This is a genomic window from Paramylibacter kogurei (assembly GCF_002742285.1).
In the GTDB taxonomy this organism is placed as follows: Bacteria; Pseudomonadota; Alphaproteobacteria; order Rhodobacterales; family Rhodobacteraceae; genus Amylibacter; species Amylibacter kogurei.
The window spans coordinates 649608-667795 of record NZ_MDGM01000012.1 but is presented as its reverse complement, the minus strand read 5'-3'; the positions used below and the strand labels follow the sequence as shown (position 1 = coordinate 667795).

The 18188-nt window shown below is 49.8% G+C and carries 19 protein-coding genes and 1 tRNA gene; 15 read left to right on the top strand and 5 right to left on the bottom strand.

Annotated elements, in window-relative coordinates:
* Positions 1-26 precede the first annotated feature (26 nt).
* The 3 genes from BFP76_RS08780 (at position 27) to BFP76_RS08770 (ending at position 3566) form a co-directional block, all read left to right on the top strand.
* On the top strand, positions 27-1670 hold the full coding sequence (locus BFP76_RS08780) for a CTP synthase (RefSeq protein WP_099592850.1): 1644 nt from the start codon (positions 27-29) through the stop codon (positions 1668-1670).
* Positions 1671-1803: 133 nt separating this feature from the next.
* Positions 1804-2244, top strand: coding sequence for a tellurite resistance TerB family protein (locus tag BFP76_RS08775; protein ID WP_099592849.1), 441 nt, complete (start codon positions 1804-1806; stop codon positions 2242-2244).
* A gap of 131 nt (positions 2245-2375) precedes the next feature.
* A complete protein-coding gene (locus BFP76_RS08770) occupies positions 2376-3566 on the top strand; it encodes a DegT/DnrJ/EryC1/StrS family aminotransferase (RefSeq protein ID WP_099592848.1) in 1191 nt (396 codons plus the stop codon).
* On the opposite strand, the gene BFP76_RS08765 is transcribed toward BFP76_RS08770, so the two are convergent.
* On the bottom strand, positions 3567-4535 hold the full coding sequence (locus BFP76_RS08765; protein ID WP_099592847.1) for a LysR family transcriptional regulator: 969 nt from the start codon (positions 4533-4535) through the stop codon (positions 3567-3569).
* 103 nt (positions 4536-4638) lie between these two features.
* On the opposite strand from BFP76_RS08765, the gene BFP76_RS08760 reads away from it, so the two are divergent.
* From BFP76_RS08760 to hisH, 3 genes are all read left to right on the top strand, one after another.
* Entirely contained in the window at positions 4639-5874 is a 1236-nt protein-coding gene (locus tag BFP76_RS08760; RefSeq protein WP_099592846.1) for an NAD(P)/FAD-dependent oxidoreductase, read from the top strand.
* 123 nt (positions 5875-5997) lie between these two features.
* The gene (gene hisB / locus BFP76_RS08755) at positions 5998-6591 is read left to right on the top strand and encodes an imidazoleglycerol-phosphate dehydratase HisB (protein WP_099592845.1); all 594 of its coding nucleotides are present in this window, start codon (positions 5998-6000) and stop codon (positions 6589-6591) included.
* Complete coding sequence (gene hisH / locus BFP76_RS08750; protein WP_099592844.1) at positions 6588-7223, top strand: imidazole glycerol phosphate synthase subunit HisH; 636 nt, start codon at positions 6588-6590, stop codon at positions 7221-7223. The genes hisB and hisH overlap by 4 nt, the downstream gene beginning before the upstream one ends.
* A gap of 51 nt (positions 7224-7274) precedes the next feature.
* On the opposite strand, the gene BFP76_RS08745 is transcribed toward hisH, so the two are convergent.
* The gene (locus tag BFP76_RS08745) at positions 7275-7664 is read right to left on the bottom strand and encodes a DUF2147 domain-containing protein (RefSeq protein ID WP_099592843.1); all 390 of its coding nucleotides are present in this window, start codon (positions 7662-7664) and stop codon (positions 7275-7277) included.
* A 143-nt stretch (positions 7665-7807) separates the two neighbouring features.
* Here BFP76_RS08745 and hisA point away from each other — a divergent pair, with 143 nt between their 5' ends.
* From hisA to BFP76_RS08730, 3 genes are read left to right on the top strand one after another with little or no spacing between them, the layout of a single operon-like run.
* Positions 7808-8530, top strand: coding sequence for a 1-(5-phosphoribosyl)-5-[(5-phosphoribosylamino)methylideneamino]imidazole-4-carboxamide isomerase (gene hisA / locus BFP76_RS08740; RefSeq protein ID WP_099592842.1), 723 nt, complete (start codon positions 7808-7810; stop codon positions 8528-8530).
* A gap of 1 nt (position 8531) precedes the next feature.
* A complete protein-coding gene (hisF, locus tag BFP76_RS08735; protein ID WP_099592841.1) occupies positions 8532-9290 on the top strand; it encodes an imidazole glycerol phosphate synthase subunit HisF in 759 nt (252 codons plus the stop codon).
* A 4-nt stretch (positions 9291-9294) separates the two neighbouring features.
* Positions 9295-9615, top strand: coding sequence for a phosphoribosyl-ATP diphosphatase (locus tag BFP76_RS08730; protein WP_099592840.1), 321 nt, complete (start codon positions 9295-9297; stop codon positions 9613-9615).
* A 3-nt stretch (positions 9616-9618) separates the two neighbouring features.
* On the opposite strand, the gene BFP76_RS08725 is transcribed toward BFP76_RS08730, so the two are convergent.
* The gene (locus tag BFP76_RS08725) at positions 9619-10602 is read right to left on the bottom strand and encodes a hypothetical protein (protein ID WP_099592839.1); all 984 of its coding nucleotides are present in this window, start codon (positions 10600-10602) and stop codon (positions 9619-9621) included.
* Positions 10603-10712: 110 nt separating this feature from the next.
* Positions 10713-10796 (bottom strand) — tRNA-Tyr (locus BFP76_RS14665).
* Positions 10797-10947: 151 nt separating this feature from the next.
* Here BFP76_RS14665 and rlmB point away from each other — a divergent pair.
* The 4 genes from rlmB (at position 10948) to BFP76_RS08705 (ending at position 14884) form a co-directional block, all read left to right on the top strand.
* Positions 10948-11757 (top strand): 23S rRNA (guanosine(2251)-2'-O)-methyltransferase RlmB, encoded by an 810-nt coding sequence (gene rlmB, locus BFP76_RS08720; RefSeq protein WP_099592838.1) that lies wholly within the window; start codon positions 10948-10950, stop codon positions 11755-11757.
* An 88-nt stretch (positions 11758-11845) separates the two neighbouring features.
* The gene (locus BFP76_RS08715) at positions 11846-12301 is read left to right on the top strand and encodes a YHS domain-containing (seleno)protein (protein WP_099592837.1); all 456 of its coding nucleotides are present in this window, start codon (positions 11846-11848) and stop codon (positions 12299-12301) included.
* Between the two features lie 147 nt (positions 12302-12448).
* The gene (locus BFP76_RS08710; RefSeq protein ID WP_099592836.1) at positions 12449-12868 is read left to right on the top strand and encodes a CoA-binding protein; all 420 of its coding nucleotides are present in this window, start codon (positions 12449-12451) and stop codon (positions 12866-12868) included.
* A 144-nt stretch (positions 12869-13012) separates the two neighbouring features.
* A complete protein-coding gene (locus BFP76_RS08705; RefSeq protein WP_133117417.1) occupies positions 13013-14884 on the top strand; it encodes a hypothetical protein in 1872 nt (623 codons plus the stop codon).
* On the opposite strand, the gene mgtE is transcribed toward BFP76_RS08705, so the two are convergent.
* Complete coding sequence (gene mgtE / locus BFP76_RS08700) at positions 14885-16267, bottom strand: magnesium transporter (RefSeq protein ID WP_099592834.1); 1383 nt, start codon at positions 16265-16267, stop codon at positions 14885-14887.
* A gap of 181 nt (positions 16268-16448) precedes the next feature.
* Here mgtE and BFP76_RS08695 point away from each other — a divergent pair, with 181 nt between their 5' ends.
* Together BFP76_RS08695 and BFP76_RS08690 are read left to right on the top strand one after the other, a co-directional pair.
* Positions 16449-17798 carry a tetratricopeptide repeat protein gene (locus BFP76_RS08695; RefSeq protein WP_099592833.1) on the top strand — a complete coding sequence of 450 codons (1350 nt, stop codon included), beginning with the start codon at positions 16449-16451 and terminating at the stop codon, positions 17796-17798.
* On the top strand, positions 17795-18184 hold the full coding sequence (locus tag BFP76_RS08690) for a DUF6165 family protein (RefSeq protein ID WP_099592832.1): 390 nt from the start codon (positions 17795-17797) through the stop codon (positions 18182-18184). The genes BFP76_RS08695 and BFP76_RS08690 overlap by 4 nt, the downstream gene beginning before the upstream one ends.
* Positions 18185-18188 lie beyond the last annotated feature (4 nt).

The following is an 18188-nucleotide window of genomic DNA, read 5'->3' as shown; positions in this document are numbered from 1 at the left end:
ACAAAAACACGGGGGCAGCCTGAACCATGGCGCGTTATATTTTCATTACTGGTGGTGTGGTTTCAAGCTTGGGCAAGGGTCTTGCCTCTGCCGCACTTGGCGCATTGTTACAGGCACGTGGTTATTCCGTGCGTTTGCGCAAACTTGATCCGTATTTAAACGTTGATCCGGGCACCATGTCCCCGTTTGAACATGGCGAAGTATTCGTCACCGATGATGGCGCAGAAACCGATCTGGACTTGGGTCATTACGAGCGTTTCACCGGTGTGGCCGCACGCCAAACCGATTCCATTTCATCAGGGCGCGTTTACACAACCGTGTTGGAAAAAGAACGCCGTGGCGATTATCTGGGTAAAACCATTCAGGTGATCCCGCATGTGACCAATGAAATCAAAGATTTTATCAATATCGGTGATGACGAAGTTGATTTCATGCTGTGTGAAATCGGCGGTACAGTTGGCGATATCGAAGGCTTGCCCTTTTTCGAATCCATCCGCCAATTTTCCCAAGACAAGGAACGAAATCAATGCATTTTCATGCATCTGACATTGCTCCCTTACCTCAAGGCATCTGGCGAATTGAAAACCAAACCCACGCAACACTCTGTAAAAGAATTGCGCTCTATTGGTATCGCCCCTGATATTCTTGTGTGTCGTTCTGAAACTGAAATCCCTGAAAAGGAACGCGCAAAACTCGCACTATTTTGTAACGTGCGCCCCGATTCCGTGATCCCTGCGTATGATTTGAAAACGATCTATGATGCCCCATTGGCCTATCACGAGGCGGGCATGGATCAGGCCGTATTGGATGCATTCAATATTTCCCCTGCCCCACAACCCGATCTGTCCACATGGAAAGATGTGTCCGATCGCATTCACCACCCTGATGGCGAGGTAAAGGTCGCCGTGGTGGGTAAATATACCCAGCTTGAAGATGCCTATAAATCCATATCAGAGGCATTGACGCACGGTGGCATGTTCAACCGAGTTAAGGTACGCACCGAATGGATTGATGCGGAAATTTTTGAACGCGAAGATCCGGCCGCACATCTGACGGGTTATGATGCAATCCTTGTGCCAGGTGGCTTTGGCGAGCGTGGAACCGAGGGTAAAATCAAGGCCGCACAATTCGCACGCGAACACAAGGTGCCCTATTTGGGCATTTGTTTGGGCATGCAAATGGCAGTGATCGAGGCTGCACGCAACCTGGCAGGGATCGATACCGCAGGATCCGAAGAATTCGACCACGAAGCAGGCGCGAAACGCTTTGAGCCCGTGGTTTACCATCTCAAAGAATGGGTCGAGGGCAACCGCACCGTGGAACGCGCTGTCAACGATGACAAAGGCGGCACCATGCGCTTGGGTGCGTATAACGCAACATTGGTCGAAGGATCAAAAGTGGCCGAAGTCTACGGCACCACCGCCATTTCCGAACGCCACCGCCATCGTTACGAGGTGGATACAAAATATCGCGACCAATTGGAAAAACAAGGTTTGATCTTTTCTGGCATGTCACCCGACGGCAAATTGCCCGAAATTGTCGAGGTGAAAGACCACCCTTGGTATATCGGCGTGCAATACCACCCCGAATTGAAATCCAAACCATTCGCACCACACCCATTGTTCCGCGATTTTGTAAAGGCTGCGGTGGAACAAAGCCGATTGGTTTAACCAAACCACTCGATAAATCCACGCCTCCCGATTTGCCAGCCACATGTCTGCCATTTGTCCGCCACCTGTCCCACAGGTGTCCTACACGGTTTTGTGGCTTGCAAATCACCCGTCGCACCCCTAATTTTTGCCCATGTTAAAAAATATCCTTGCCGCATTTTCCGCCCCTGAACCATCCCCATTTGGCACCGATGATGCCCGCCTTGCGCTCGCCGCATTGATGGTACGTTTGGCGCGGGTTGATAATGATTACGCCCCCGAAGAAATGGCGACCATTTCCGCCGTATTGCGCAACCGGTTTCACTTGGATGAAACAGAGGCAAACGCACTGCGCCGCGAGGCCGAAGAATTGGAACAACAGGCCCCAGATACAGTGCGGTTTACCCGTGTGGTCAAGGATAGCGTTGATTACGATGATCGCATTGGCGTGGTTGAATCCCTGTGGGAATTGGTGCTGGCCGATGGGCATCGCGATAACGAAGAAAACACCTTTTTGCGTTTGGTTGCGAACCTGCTCGGCGTCAATGACCGCGACAGCGCATTGGCCCGCCAACGGGTGCAATCGCGGGTTTAATTCGACAATTCTTTCTTGGTAACAATCTGATAAGCACCTGAAAAGAAACGGGTATTTACCCTATGTTTTCGACAGTCTTTCTGCTAAACATTTCCCGAATGTAAGTTTCGGAAAAACTGAAAGAGCAGAAAATGACAATCGGTAAGAACCTACACACGGCTGAACCTATCCCTGAAAAAGCACTCCAAGATTTGACCGAATTGATGCAATCGGGCGATCTGTTTCGCTATCACGCCGCGGAAAATGCTCCAGTGACATTGCTGGAAAAAGATTTCGCACAAATGATGGGTGCAAAATACGCCGTGGCGGTTGCGTCTTGTTCTGCGGCATTGTTTTTATCGCTACGCGCACTTGGGCTTGGTAACGGGGATAAGGTGATTATCCCTGGTTTCACATTTGCCGCCGTGCCGTCCGCGGTGGTTCACGCAGGTTGCGAACCTGTGTTGGTTGAAGTTGGCGAAAATTATCGTATGGATATGGATGATTTCGCCACCAAATTAACCAGCGATATCAAGGCTGTGTTGGTATCGCATATGCGCGGCCATACATCCGATATGGATGTTCTAAAATCGGCCTGTGATCAGGCTGGCATTCCCCTGATCGAAGACGCGGCACATTCGCTTGGCACCACATGGAATGGGCAAAAAATCGGTACGATTGGCGCGGTTGGCTGTTTCAGTTTTCAGTCCTACAAATTGGTAAATGGCGGCGAAGGCGGTATTATGATTACCGATGATGCAGACGTTTATGCACAGGCTGTGATCATGTCTGGCGCCTATGAAAACAACTGGAAAAAACATCAGACGGATGCAAATATTTTTGCGAAGTATCAAAATACGCTGCCCCTATATAACACGCGCATGTCCAACCTATCTGCGGTTGTCATCCGCCCCCAATTGGCCGAGGTTGCGCGCCGTGCGAGCGATGGTTTAACCAATTTTGAATATCTGGCCGCTAAATTAAACCAATCGGATTTCATCACCGTTCCCGATGCATTACACGGCGAACATCGCGCACCAGATTCCATGCAATTTAACCTCAATGGGTTTTCGGATGACGATGCCACGCGATTTGTGCAAACCTGCGCTAGCAACGGATTGAACATTAGCATCTTTGGCTTACAGTCTGAAAATGCACGTGTTTTTTGGAATTGGAAGTTTTTGGAAAACCTGCCAGATTTGCCAAAAACCCGTGCGATGCTGATGCGTGCTTGTGATCTCCGTCTTCCTGCGGCGCTGAAACGCGAACATCTGGATACGCTTGCGGATATTATCCTCAGCAGCCTTGCATCTGTGAAATCAAGCCAGCAAGCGGCGGAATAATTACATCAACACTTTAAATTTGTCGCGCAGCCACGGCAATTTTTCAACGCATGGCCCCACAAGTTTTTCTTGTAACAAGGGGCGTGCCAAATCGGCGACGTCTTGGGGGATGCGATCCATCACATCCTTGCGCGAAACAAGCGAAATGCCACGTGTCATTTCCTTGAACGGCAATGGCATGACATCGACCGATTCAATGAAACGATGCGCGCGCAAATAGCCAAGCGGCGTTGTCACTGTCCACCCCGCCTTATCCGCGACCATCGACATGATGGCATGGTAATTATTGAATTCAAATCGGTTGGGCAAATTGATCCGCTGACGCGCCAGATGCGCCTCTATCTGGCGGCCCATCATGGTGCGCGATGAATATCGGATAAAGGGCATGGTCAACAACTGTTCCATCACTTCACCCGATTGATCCACGCTTCCCTTTGGTGCAACCACCAAAAACGGTTCAACCAACAGTGGGTGAATATCCATCCAATCCTCGGTCATATCAGCATCTGCGGTGATGATCACATCCATTGATCGGGAATCGAGCGCCTCTGCCAATTGATAGCTTGATGCGGATTCAAGCAAGAACTGACAGCCATCCATTTTTTTTGACAATTGGGCCATTAACGCAGGTGTGACATCGGCATCGAAATCATCCACAACACCAATGCGCAATCGTACCATTTTGGAAAAATTGAATACGGCCAATTCGGCCTTGGCCTGTGTCACCTCGCCCAAAATATTTTGCGCACGGCGTAAAAACAAACGACCCGCAGATGTTAATTCCATCGGGCGCGTTGATCTGTTCAATAACAAAACGCCAAGTCCCGCTTCCAAATTTGTAAGCTGTTGCGATACGGATGACGGGCTGGCGTTCAATCGTTTGGCCGCCAATGAAATTGTGCCCTCTTCCACCGCTGCGACAAATATTTCGACGGCCCAGAGCGTCATTTTTCCAGGGGTATCAACCATTGAGTGCCTTTGCATTTCATCTTGGGGTCACGCCGCCCCGATAATCATTGCGAAACCTTATCGCGCTGCTTGACAGTCTGCAATTAAAACCGAATGTGGGATCATGACAAAAACAGCATTGATCATTGGCGCTGGGTTTACGGGCGTGTGTATTGGCGAACAATTGCGCCGTGATGGCGTGGCGGTGACATTGATTGATCGCGTGCCTGTTGGCGACCCTGCCCAGGCGTCATTTGGCAATGCGGGATTGTTGGCACGCGCCGCGATCATCCCCGCCGCAGAACCAAGCGTTTTTGCACAGCTTCCGAAATTATTATTCTCACGCAATAGCCCGCTGCGCCTGCGCTGGTCATATCTGCCCCGATTTGCGCCTTGGGGTCTTGGATTTTTGCGCAATGCCAGTGCGGCGCGTGTGACCAAAATCGCGACATCAATTGATATGTTAACCCATGATACCGTGGATCAGCATATCCAATTGGCCAAGGGCACAGGCGCGGAAAAATACATTACATCTGGCACGCTGACATATCTGTATCGCACCCGTGCGGACTATGAAAACAGCACATTTGCCAATGAATTAAAGGCCAGCTTGGGCTGTGTCCCTGACAAGCTGGATTTACCAGATTTACAGGCGGCAGACCCTGCGATTGGTGACGCCTATCATTTTGGCGCGCGCTATGGCGCGAATGGCAGCATTTCGAACCCAGCGGCATACTTACAGGCTCTGTTTGCGCATTTTCAAAAACACGGCGGGCAGTTTGTGCAAAATGCAGTGACTGCCATTGATGGCAACGAAGTCATCCTTGAAAACGGGGATAAACTGCGCGGTGATAATATTATTTTGGCCGCTGGTGCGTGGTCAAAATCCCTGACCGCTGGATTGGGGCACAAGGTTCCCCTGCAAGGCGAGCGCGGGTATCATTTGTTGCTAAAATCGCCAAATCTGACACCTACAACGCCCTATTTGGTTACGGATGCGAAACTGGCGTTATCGCCGATGGATATGGGGCTGCGCTGTGCTGGGACAACGGAATTTGCACCGTTGGATAGTGCCCCCTCGCAGATGCCGATCAATCTGTTGCGCAAAACAGCGCAAGAGGTTTTTCCGAACCTCACTTGGAATGGCGAAGAAACATGGATGGGCAACCGCCCGTCAACAATTGACAGCCTGCCAATGTTGGGACGGGCGAAATCAAATCCAAATGTGATTTTTGCCTTTGGATCACAACATCTGGGTCTGACCATTGCACCCAAATTGGCGCAATTCACAACCCAGATTGTGCGCAACCAAACACCCAATGTGGATATATCCGCCCTGCGCGTTGATCGGTTCGACTGACACGCGGGCGCAACAGATCGCCCCATCTGCGCGTTATCCTCTTGGAAGGATGCGCGCGCCGCTCTATAACACCCCTGTTTCGACGGCGTTGAAACATGACTTTCACCACAATTGGGCAAGCATATGCGAACTGCAAAAATCACCCGCGACACGGCGGAAACCAAAATCAGCGTGGACATCAATTTGGATGGTACAGGCGTTTACGACAATCAAACGGGCGTTGGTTTCTTTGATCATATGTTGGATCAACTGTCGCGCCATGCATTGATTGATATGACCGTTCGCGCCGACGGTGATTTGCACATCGACGATCACCACACGGTAGAGGACGTGGGCATCGCATTGGGCAAGGCATTGAGCCAAGCGATTGGCGATAAAAAAGGCATTCGCCGTTATGGTTCCAGCCTGCTGGCGATGGATGATGCATTGGTGCGCGCCGCGCTCGATTTATCTGGTCGCCCCTATTTGGTGTGGAAAGTCGACATTCCAACCGATAAAATCGGCACGTTCGATACAGAGTTGGTACGCGAATTTTTCACTGCATTTGCGATGCAAGGTGGGATTACATTGCATGTAGAGGCCTTGGACGGTTTCAACAGCCACCACATTGTAGAGGCCGCGTTTAAGGCGGTGGCACAAGCATTACGCCACGCCGTGGAAACCGATCCGCGCAAGGCGGATGCAATTCCATCAACCAAAGGCACCTTATCCGAATGAAAACGGTCATTGTTGATTACAATTCTGGCAACCTGCGATCCGCCGAGAAAAGTTTCCAACGCATGGCACTGGAATTTGACGCAGGCGATGTGATTGTCAGCGCTGATCCAAACGTTGTGCGCAGCGCCGATCGCGTTGTGTTGCCCGGTGTTGGTGCATTTGCCGATTGTCGGCGTGAACTGGGCGCAATTGACGGGTTGTTTGGTGCGATCGAGGCGCGCGTGAATGCAGGTGTTCCGTTTATGGGAATTTGTGTTGGGATGCAGATGATGGCGACTTGGGGTCGTGAACATGGCGATCACACGGGGTTTGATTGGATCAAGGGCGAGGTTGTTCATCTGAAACCCGATGATCCTTCGTTGAAAATCCCGCATATGGGATGGAATGCGTTGAATATCCTTTCGGATCACCCCGTGTTTGATGGGATCAAAACGGGTGATCATGCGTATTTTGTGCACAGCTATCACATGTTGCCAGATGCACCATCCGATTTGCTGGCCACGGTTGAATATGGCGAGCCGATCACTGCTGCTGTGGGGCGCGATAATATTATTGGCACGCAATTCCACCCAGAGAAAAGCCAAGAAACGGGTTTGCGTTTGATCGGCAATTTCCTACGTTGGAATCCCTAAACGAAAAGACCCGCCAAAAGGCGGGTCAGATCATTTGAATTTATCGCGAATTTAGATACGTGACCACGTACCGCCATCACGACAGATCGGGCCAACACAACCCTGAACAGTCAACTTATTGCCGTTCAGCTTGATTTTGCCTTTGTATGTTTTGTCGCGATCAGGTGAATAAACCTTGCCACCTGTGTAGCTTCCGCCGCCTTTATTTGTCATATCCCAGATCAGTTTTTTACCGATATTATCGGTTTTCAGCGCGCTGCCGTCTGATTTGAATGATTTGATCAATGTGCCACAGATTTTTGAACCACATGCTTCGACTTTGATATGGCCATAGTTGCCATTGTCGTCTTTTACTGTTTGCCAAGTGCCGAAAATATCATCAGCAAATGCAAAAGATGGGGTCAGCGCGATTGCCGCTGCCAAAAGTGTACGTTTCATCATAATTAATCCTCCCTAGATTGGGCAAACAGTGCAAAATTTGCCCTTGTTACGTCAAGCGGAACGTTACGGCGCGATCAGGCTTTGCAAAGTTTCGCTGAACAGGATAAGTGGAGCAAAAATGACCAAACTGCGGAGCCATCGTCATGATCCTTTACCCTGCTATTGATTTAAAAGATGGGAATTGTGTGCGACTTTACAAGGGTGAGATGGAACAAGCGACCGTTTTTAATGATGATCCTGCGGCACAAGCGTTATCATTTCAAAACGATGGATGCGAATGGTTGCATCTGGTGGATTTGAACGGCGCATTTGCCGGCGAACCCGTTAATGCCGCCCCTGTCGAGGCGATTTTGGCCGCTTGCAATGTCCCTGCGCAACTGGGTGGTGGCATTCGTGATATCGCAACAATCGAAAACTGGCTGGCCAAAGGATTGCAACGCGTGATCCTTGGCACGGTTGCGGTTGAAAACCCCGATTTGGTACGCGAAGCGGCGGCGAAATTCCCAGGCCATGTGGCCGTGGGCATTGATGCGCGCAATGGTATGGTCGCTACACGCGGTTGGGCCGAAGAAACCAATGTCGAGGTCACAGAATTGGCCAAACAATTCGAAGACGCCGGCGTTGCCGCCATCATTTACACCGACATCAACCGCGATGGCGCGATGCAAGGCCCCAATGTGGAGGCCACAGCCGCCCTTGCCCATGCGGTATCCATTCCCGTGATTGCGTCGGGCGGTGTTTCATCGATGGATGATCTGCGTGCATTGAAAAACTGTGGCGCCCCGCTGAATGGTGCGATTTCGGGGCGTGCACTCTATGATGGCGCGATCAATGTGGCAGAGGCCACCGCGTTGTTGAAAGGCTAACATGTTAAAAACCCGCATTATCCCCTGTTTGGATGTCAAAGATGGCCGTGTGGTCAAAGGTGTCAATTTTGTTGATCTGATCGATGCGGGTGATCCCGTTGAATCGGCCAAAGCCTATGACGCCGCTGGCGCGGATGAGCTGTGTTTTTTGGATATTGCCGCAACTGTTGAAAACCGAGGCACGATGTTTGATGTGGCGCGGCGCACAGCGGAACAATGTTTTATGCCGCTCACCATTGGTGGTGGTGTGCGCGTGCCCGATGATGTGCGCAATCTGTTACTGGCAGGTGCCGACAAGGTTTCGTTCAATTCCGCCGCTGTGGCCAACCCCAATGTGGTGGCAGACAGTGCCAATCGTTTTGGCAGCCAATGCATTGTGGTTGCGATTGATGCAAAAACCGTATCCCCTGGAAAATGGGAAATATTCACCCATGGTGGGCGCAAGGGTACGGGCATTGATGCGGTTGAATTTGCCAAATTGGTGGCATCCAAAGGTGCCGGTGAAATTCTGCTCACCAGCATGGATCGCGATGGAACGCGCGATGGTTACAACCTGCCCCTAACCCGCGCCATTAGTGATGCGGTGAATATTCCCGTGATTGCATCTGGGGGTGTTGGCACCCTTGATCATCTGGTTGAAGGTGTGACAAAGGGCGGCGCATCGGCTGTTTTGGCCGCTTCGATCTTCCATTTTGGGGATTACACGATAAAAGAAGCAAAAGAGTATATGCAGCACGCGGGTGTGCCTGTCAGGATTTAAAGCAATGCCAAATGTATTAACACGTCTTGCCCACACAATTGAAAAGCGCAAAGGCGAAGACGAGAAAAAATCATATGCCGCAAAACTTTTTGCACGTGGCCCTGAAAAATGTGCAGAAAAATTTGGCGAAGAAGCTGTCGAAGCAATCATCGAGGCCGCCAAGGGGCGACGTAAAAAGCTGACCGAAGAAGCAGCAGATGTTTTGTTTCACCTGTTGATCATGCTATCATCGCGCGGTGTGAAATTCGAAGATGTCTTGGCCGAATTGGAACGGCGCGAAGGTAAATCTGGCATTGTTGAAAAGGCCGAGCGCAAGAAAAAATAAAGCCTAGCGTTCCCAAAGATTACGATTTTTCAAACGCTTACGGATCACTTCTTCTTTGCGCGGCAAATTTTCGCGATCAAACATATCGCGCGCGCGCGTCCCCTTGGATTGATAAATTGTCTTTTTAAACGGCTCGTACTGTTTCAAAATCTTTTTGATTTTGTTGGGCGCGACTAGCTCTTGTAAAAACGCCACGGTTTCATCGGGTGCTGTCGCATACAGCAGCGAAATCACCCGATAATGGAATGTGACCGATCCATCCAATAACCCCGTCGGAATCGTGTTGCGTGCGCCGCCAAGGCGATGAATGACCAAAGGCAAGGCCACCTGATCCAACCACGGATCAAACGTTTGCGTCACCAATTCGGGTGGGGAATCATGCAAAATGTCATGGGCATATTGGCGATAAATTTCGCAAAATTCGTGCGGATCTTTGTAAAAAAACCAACCTGCGTTGAAATAAAGATAACGTTGCCAATAACCGTGGGGAAAACTGGTGTCTTGGGATGCATCAAAATCCAGCCCGAATTTATCATAGAGCGATTTCCAAATCACATGCGCATCGGGGCCATATAATTCGACCTTGGGCCATGTATTTTCGCGCTTCATCGATGCGGTTGGGCGGGAAAAATCAAACGGCACATCGTCAATTGACCCTGTAAACAACGTATCTGTGTCAAAAAACACAAAGGGTTCATTGGCGGGCATGGCCGCCAAACCTTCGATTTTATTGCCCTGTGGATACCATTGTCCAAAATCGCGGTTTTGAAACGGGATAATTTCCGCGCCATACTGTTCCAACAGCCTACGCACATTGTTTGAAACCCGCGTATCGTGATCCCATTTATCGCCCTGCTCTGGTTCCAACAGAATCAAACGTCCAGCAAAATCGGGATTATGATGGCGAAAGCTCAGCGTGAAAATCAACGCTTCATATTCCAGCCGCCCAGCCTGAACAATTGCGCAAATGTTATATGGCTGGCTCACGGTTTCACCTCTGGTTCCTTGGCATTGTCTTTAGGAAAGTTTCACCCAAAAGAATAGCCATAAAGATCGACCCTAGCGAATTGAGCGGAAATCATATCAAGGAGAGAAAGTGGTGGGCGACCCTGGAATCGAACCAGGCATGAGTTACCTCGGCGGAGTTACAGTCCACTGCCGCACCTTGCAGCGCGTCGCCCATTGATTTGCGTATTTGCCTATCAACGAGCGCCTGAATAGTCAGCCCCGCGCATTGCGTCAACCACAAAAGCGCAAGAAATGTGATACAAGATGACTTGCCCTGCCTGTTGTTGCGTGTAAAGACGGATCAACACAGGAAAATTGGTAATTATGGCCCCGCGAAACAAGAAAAAACCCATCTGGGTGGTTGAAAAAGAACGCGCCCGCGCAGCGAGTGCAGCAGAAACAGTCTGGTTATTTGGCATTCACGCAGTGCGCGATGCATTGGAAAACCCGATGCGCGAACGCTTGCGTTTGGTTGTTACCAAAAATGCCGCCGATCGTTTGGCCGATGCCATCACCAAAAGCGGAATGACACCCGAAATCCAAGACCCGCGCAAATTCAATGTGCCGATTGATCCAAATTCGGTTCACCAAGGTGCCGCACTAGAGGTAAAGCCATTAGATTGGGGGAGCCTGTCCGAATCTTGTGCTCCACGAGGGGAAAACCCGTTGATCATATTGCTTGATCGCGTGACCGATCCGCATAATGTTGGTGCGATTTTGCGTTCTGCCGAAGTGTTTGGCGCACGCGCCGTGATCGCCCCTACCCGCCACAGTGCGCCCGAAACAGGTGCATTGGCGAAAACCGCATCGGGTGCGTTGGAACGCCAACCCTATATCAAAATTCGCAATTTGGTGACGGCGATGAAAACCTTGCAGGATATGGGATATTTCCTGATCGGGATGGATGGCACCGCGAATGATGTGTTGGATGATGTGTTGTTCGTGCATAACAATCGCCCCACCGCGATTGTTATGGGTGCCGAGGGCCCTGGGCTTCGTGATTTGACCAAAGAAACCGTGGATATTTTGGCCAAGATTGATTTTGCGGGCGAATTTGGATCGTTGAATGTATCCAATGCGGCCGCGGTATCGCTCTATGCGGCGCGCACATCACTTGGACCAATGAAAAAGTAACGCGATTTCACATTCGCGTATCCCAAATTGCGCGAGAGTTTAGAATTTCTATACTGATCTCAAATCAGAATATAGAAAGGTTAAACTCATGGTTTTCTCTCGTCGTCGTGTTTTACGCCATGCATTTGCTGCGGGCCTTGCCACCCTTGCCACCGCCGTTCATGCGGCCAAGCCCGCAGTGTTTGAAAATGATGGTGCTGCGATCAATGGGTATGATCCCGTCGCATATTTCACGCAATCCGCGCCGGTTAAAGGAAATCGTGACATTTCATATGATTGGCACGGTTCCGCGTGGTTGTTTGCAACCGAACAAAATAAATCAATGTTCATGGACAATCCTGAAAAATACGCGCCACAATACGGTGGGTATTGTGCCTATGCGGTGGCCAATGGTGCCACGGCAAAGACCGACCCAGACGCGTGGACCATCGTTGATGATAAACTTTATCTGAATTTTAACACAAATGTGCGCGCCACGTGGCAACAAGACATCCCCGGCAATATTAGCCGAGCAGATGCAAATTGGCCCGATGTGTTGAAATGATCAGACCCTTTAAATTTGACTGATCATGCCTATCTATAGAATACGATGTTGGAACTCATCGTATAACTGTCCCTCGTTCCACACTCAGCGCCCAGTTTTTGGGCGCTTTTTTCTTGCGCATCTATTATTTCACGCCAAAGTAACGCCATGACTGATGCGATGATTCATAAAATTTTCACCGAAACGAAAACCATTGCTTGTGTGGGTGCATCGGCAAACCCTGCGCGCCCTTCGCATTATGTATCGCTGTTCCTCAAGGATCTGGGCTATCGTGTGATTGGTGTGAACCCAGGGTTGGCAGGGCAAGAGTTATTTGGTGAAACAGTTTATGCCAGCCTGTCCGACATTCCCAAAGACATCGATATTGATATGATCGATATTTTTCGCCGTTCCGAAAACCTGCCTGATATCGTGACAGAGGCGATCAGCGCCCTGCCCGCATTAAAAACGGTTTGGGCACAGTTAGGTGTTGAACATGAAGGTGCAGCGAAAACCGCACGCGATGCTGGATTGCAAGTGGTGCAAAACCGTTGTCCAAAAATCGAATATCCCCGTTTGATGTCCTAAAGCGCATTTCGCGGTTTATCGATCTGATTTTTCGGTAAAAATTCGCTTGAAATACCCTGTTCACAACAGCTTTCCTTTTACAGTGGAGAAAAAAGGTATAGGATAATTTCAAAGCGTGATGGGCAACGCAGGGGTAAAACGAACGTGAAGATTCGACCAAGATATGCATTAGAACTTTCAAATGAACGTGTGTGTTTGCTTCACCGTGCAACGGATGATGTTTGGGTGCCATTGATCGAAACACAAACCGACGCCCCCGATTTTGATCACATTATCAAAGATATGCGCAAACAAGTGCAGCCGTTCCCCGTGATGCCAGCGCGCGTTGCGGTGATGATCCCCACAAGCGAAGTTTTGTTCACATCCACTACCAGCGACGTTGAAACAAACGTAGCGCATGAAATTTCAGCGCAAACCGATATTCCCATTGATAATTTGGTGATTTGTATGGCCGATACGGCCTGTGAAAATAACGTTGCTGCGGTGGCTGTCACCACATTGGCAGAGGCCAGCACATATGCGCAAACACTTGGGTTTAACCCATGTGAATACACGTCACGTTGGCGTCAATTTGGTTTTGCAAACGAACCGATTTTCCAACAACCCGTGATTGCCCGCAAACCTTGGAACAAATTAAAACCAGTTGCTGCGGTTGGTGCATTGGCTCTGGGCCTTGGCATTTTGCAAAGCGGTGGGTCGGATGTGGATGCATCCGTCGTGGCGCAATCCACGCCAATCGTTGTTACACAGAACACATCTGTTGCAATGGATCGTGTTGCTTTGAAATCGGTGATGTCGAAAGAAGCAATCAAAGGGGTGAAAACCTCGCTTCATACATACCCTACGGAATATATCCGACTTGCAGCACTGGAACCAAGCATCGACGGCACCATCAGCCCAGATGGATTCACCCTATTTCGCGGTAAGCCAACGGTATTACCACCGTCACGCGTTGAACCATCTGCCGATCAACAACGCCCAAAATTGCGCCCTGCGCATTTGACCACAGGTGAAAAACCAACGCCCGTTGCCCAGCCCGCTATTTCAGAAACCGCACCAGAAGTAACCGACGTTTTACCCATAACACCACTGGATTCAAACGTTGGTGCACCAGCGGTGGCGGTTGTGGAAACACCCGTTGAGCCGGACACAAAACCAACCACACCAGAGGTTGATTTATTGGCATTGGCCAATCCGGAATTGGCGCAATATCGCCCCAAGATGCGCAATCGCGCAGATCAAACCACCCCGATTGAAACAGAGGTTTCCGTGCAAACGGATGCCCCCGTTTCCCCAAGTGATCCTGATCAACCAGTTGAAACACAAACAACGTCAGAACCCGAAATTGATGTGTTGGCACTTGCAAACCCAGAATTGGCTGGTGAGCGTCCACGTCCACGCCCAGAAAACATCGCAACACAAGCGCCCGCGCCCAGCATGTTGGATCGCGCAAGCCCTGCGTTACGTGGGTTTTCACCCAAACCACGCCCCAATCAATTGGTGGTAAAGGCCGCACCAGTGGCCACGCCCGAACCTGCGGCGAAACCAGAACCCGCAAAGCCACAATTCACCACTGCAGAAATCGCCGCACAGCGTGCGCGTGCGCTTGAACAGGCCCGTTTGCGTGAAATTCAATCCAATATCGCAAATGCATCGCGTAGCGCCATCCGCGTAAGCCCATTTCCCCCACGCAAATCATCCAGTTTTTCACGCACCGTTGAGAAAACAAAAAAAGAGCAGATCAAACTGGCATCTGCCCCTGCCACACAAACACGAAAAGAAAGCGTTGTAACTCGTGGCACGCCCAGCAAGGTTTTTCAAAAAAACCAGCTTAGCCTTGTTGGGGTTTTTGGCACTGCCAAAAAACGCCGCGCATTATTTCGCACACCTTCAGGGCGTTATGTAACGTTGAAAAACGGGGAACGTGTCAGCGGCTGGCGCGTGTCAGGCATCGGTGAAAGCTCGGTTAAGATCACCAAAGGTTCGCGCAATCGCACATTGTTAATAACAAAATAATTACAACAATAACGCGCCCGCCAGCCCCAAGAATACGAAAAATCCAACCACATCGGTAACGGTTGTCACAAACGCGCTCGACGCCAGTGCGGGATCGACACCCAATTTATCCAGCACAATTGGCACAGAGATACCGGCCAGACCTGCAACCAACAGGTTTACAATCATGGCCAAACCCAAAACAACACCCAGCATCGGTGTACCAAACCAGATCACACCAACAATGCCGATAATCACCGCAAAAATGCAGCCGTTTAACAGGCCAACAAACATTTCACGGCGAATAACCCGCCACGCATTTGATGGGGTCAAATCCTTGGTCGCAAGGGCGCGCACCGCCACTGTCAGGGTTTGCGTACCCGCATTCCCCCCCATCGAGGCCACAATGGGCATCAAAATGGCCAATGCCACAATCGCCTCGATCGTGCTGGAGAATTGCGCGATCACTAGTGATGCCAAAATTGATGTGACAAGGTTCACAGCCAACCAAGGAAAGCGCAGCTTGGTTGTGTTCCATGTGCTATCGTGAAGCGTTTCATCGCCAACACCGGCCAATAGCATGATGTCTTCTTCGGCTTCTTCTTCCAATACTTCCATCGCGTCATCCATCGTGATGACACCGACCAAACGATCCTGTTCATCCACAACAGGTGCGGAAACCATGTTATATTGGTTGAATGCATATGCGACGTCTTCTTGGGATTGGCCCACAGGGATGGTGCGAAATTCTTCGTCCATAATTTCCGTCAGCGCGGTATCACGTGGATGCGACATCAGGCTGGATAACGGCACCTTGCCCACGGGTTTCAGACGTGGATCAACGATCACAACATCATAAAACCGCTCTGGCAGATCATCAGATTTACGCATTTCATCAATCGCATCACCAACCCGCCAATGCGTGGGCGCCATGACCAATTCGCGTTGCATCAAACGCCCCGCTGTTTCCTCGGGGTAAGACAGCGATTGTTGAACCGCGGCGCGATCAGCCTCTTCAAGTGATCCAAGAACCCGCTCTTTTTGGGGTTCTTCCATATCTTCGATCAGGTCAACAACGTCATCTGTATCCAGATCACGCATCGCCTCGCCGATGATATCATCCGACAGGTTTTCCATCAGCTCGACACTGATATCTTCGTCCATTTCGGCGAAAACCTCGCCATCGACCTCGTCCCCCCAAAGGGCAACAATGGCCTCCCGCTCGGTTGCGCTGACCTGTTCCAGAACATCGGCAATGTCGGCTGCGTGCAGTGGTTCGAACAAGGCGATCAGATCGTCACGCGCGCCATCCTCTGCGGCGGCCAAAACAGCATTGATAAACCCTGAATCAATTTCATAGGCGCGATCACTTTGCGCATGTTCAATGCTGATTGTATCTGTCATTTTTTCTGGTCCCGTAATTGCAACACATCGCATGTTGCTGGTATATATAAACTAGAAACATGAATAGAATAGAACAATGTGAAACAGTATGAATTTTCACTGTCAAACCGTTGATATAATGCCTATATTCCTCACAGAGAGGCATCATTTTGATGCAAATTGAAATATTGGTACGTAAATTATGAAATCTTCAGAATTACGACAGACAGCAATTTCCCAACACAGCGCGAAAAAATATGATTTGGCTAAGAAATCTTATGCGCAGTATTTGGCGATTGCGCCCAATGACCATGTAATCTGGTCAAATCTGGGTGCGCTGTTCCGTTCCACACAACAGTTTGATTATGCCGTCATTGCACATGAACGCGCATTACGCGGTGAACATTCGGCCCAAATATTGGGAAACGCCAGCAATGCATATTTTGATGCAGGTGATGCAAAGCAAGCGGTAAAACTGCGCAAACAGCTTTTGAAATTGGAACCTGATGATCCGATGAACCACGCCATGCTGGGCAAATTTTATCGCGGCGCCGGGAAATACAAAGATGCGCAAAAAGCATTGCAATCAGCGGTTAAAAAATTCCCCGATCATGCAGAATTACGCATTCAATTGGCAATGACTCTGTTGTCATTAGGCGAATATCCCGATGGGTTTCGCGAATTTGAATGGCGTTGGCAGGGTGATGAAATATCGCTGCCTGATTTTGATTTTCCAATTTGGCGCGGCCAAGATTTGACGGGAAAAACCATTGTGGTCACCCCTGAGCAGGGATTTGGGGATACCATTTTGATGGCGCGCTTTTTTGCGGGATTAAAGGCGCTTGGCTGTCAGGTGAAATTCCTGTGCAAAAAACCTTTGGTGCGATTATTATCGCAAACGACGGGCATTGATGCCTTTGTCAGCAAGAAATCCGAAATTGCGGGTGCTGATTATTGGGTGCCGATGATGGATTTGCCCCGATATCTGGACACCACGTTTGACACGATCCCTGCCCCCGCCACATTGCACACGCCAGAGGATTCAATCGCGCGAGCAAATGCGATTGTCGCCCCCTTTGCCAACCAATTTAAATTGGGCGTGTTATGGTCTGGCTCGGTCACGTATCGCGCCAATCACAAACGATCCTTTGATCATCACAAATTTTTGGAACTTTCTGATATTGAAAACCTGCAAATGTTTTCTCTTTATAAGGGACCATTGCATGATGATTTCATCAAAGACGGTGCAAATGCATTTATCGTTGATGCCGCAGGGCATGATCGCGATTTCGCTGACAGTGCGGCCTTGATCAAACAGCTTGATCTGGTTGTCACGATGGACAGCGCGATTGCGCATGTTGCGGGATCGCTTGGCGTGCCTGTTTGGAATCTGCTCCATTCCGAGGCTTACTGGCTATACGAACCCCACCCCAAGGAAACGCCATGGTATCCAACCATGCGCCTGATCCGACAGAAATCCGCGGGTGATTGGGACGGCGTTTTCAATTCGCTCTACAAAGACATAAAACAATTGGTAAAGAAACAATCATGACCGAGATTTTAACCCCTATCGCACCTGGTGAATTGCTGGACAAGCTGACCATTTTGGAAATCAAATCCGAAAATATTACCGATGCGGGCAAACTGGCGAATGTCGAAACTGAACGCGCAGCGTTACAGGCCGTTGCCGATCAACACATTCCAGACACGGCCCAAATCAATGCATTGCAAAAAGCATTGCTGGACGTGAATAAACAGCTTTGGGTGATCGAAGATGATATTCGCGATTGCGAACGCGCCAAAGATTTTGGTGATACATTCGTAAAATTGGCGCGCGCGGTTTATGTGACAAATGACAAACGTGCCGATTTGAAAAACCAAATCAACATTGCGCTTGGCTCGGCATTGGTCGAGGAAAAATCATACGCAGAATATTAAAAAA

Bases quoted from the DNA above. Each gene is read 5' to 3' on its own strand.
- hisB (WP_099592845.1), top strand. From the start codon at position 5,998: ATGCGAACTGCAAAAATCACCCGCGACACGGCGGAAACCAAAATCAGC.
- hisF (WP_099592841.1), top strand. From the start codon at position 8,532: ATGTTAAAAACCCGCATTATCCCCTGTTTGGATGTCAAAGATGGCCGT.
- BFP76_RS08760 (WP_099592846.1), top strand. From the start codon at position 4,639: ATGACAAAAACAGCATTGATCATTGGCGCTGGGTTTACGGGCGTGTGT.
- hisA (WP_099592842.1), top strand. From the start codon at position 7,808: ATGATCCTTTACCCTGCTATTGATTTAAAAGATGGGAATTGTGTGCGA.
- BFP76_RS08745 (WP_099592843.1), bottom strand. From the start codon at position 7,664: ATGATGAAACGTACACTTTTGGCAGCGGCAATCGCGCTGACCCCATCT.
- mgtE (WP_099592834.1), bottom strand. From the start codon at position 16,267: ATGACAGATACAATCAGCATTGAACATGCGCAAAGTGATCGCGCCTAT.
- rlmB (WP_099592838.1), top strand. From the start codon at position 10,948: ATGGCCCCGCGAAACAAGAAAAAACCCATCTGGGTGGTTGAAAAAGAA.
- BFP76_RS08715 (WP_099592837.1), top strand. From the start codon at position 11,846: ATGGTTTTCTCTCGTCGTCGTGTTTTACGCCATGCATTTGCTGCGGGC.
- BFP76_RS08775 (WP_099592849.1), top strand. From the start codon at position 1,804: ATGTTAAAAAATATCCTTGCCGCATTTTCCGCCCCTGAACCATCCCCA.
- BFP76_RS08690 (WP_099592832.1), top strand. From the start codon at position 17,795: ATGACCGAGATTTTAACCCCTATCGCACCTGGTGAATTGCTGGACAAG.
- BFP76_RS08765 (WP_099592847.1), bottom strand. From the start codon at position 4,535: ATGGTTGATACCCCTGGAAAAATGACGCTCTGGGCCGTCGAAATATTT.
- BFP76_RS08695 (WP_099592833.1), top strand. From the start codon at position 16,449: ATGAAATCTTCAGAATTACGACAGACAGCAATTTCCCAACACAGCGCG.
- BFP76_RS08730 (WP_099592840.1), top strand. From the start codon at position 9,295: ATGCCAAATGTATTAACACGTCTTGCCCACACAATTGAAAAGCGCAAA.
- BFP76_RS08710 (WP_099592836.1), top strand. From the start codon at position 12,449: ATGACTGATGCGATGATTCATAAAATTTTCACCGAAACGAAAACCATT.
- BFP76_RS08780 (WP_099592850.1), top strand. From the start codon at position 27: ATGGCGCGTTATATTTTCATTACTGGTGGTGTGGTTTCAAGCTTGGGC.
- BFP76_RS08770 (WP_099592848.1), top strand. From the start codon at position 2,376: ATGACAATCGGTAAGAACCTACACACGGCTGAACCTATCCCTGAAAAA.
- hisH (WP_099592844.1), top strand. From the start codon at position 6,588: ATGAAAACGGTCATTGTTGATTACAATTCTGGCAACCTGCGATCCGCC.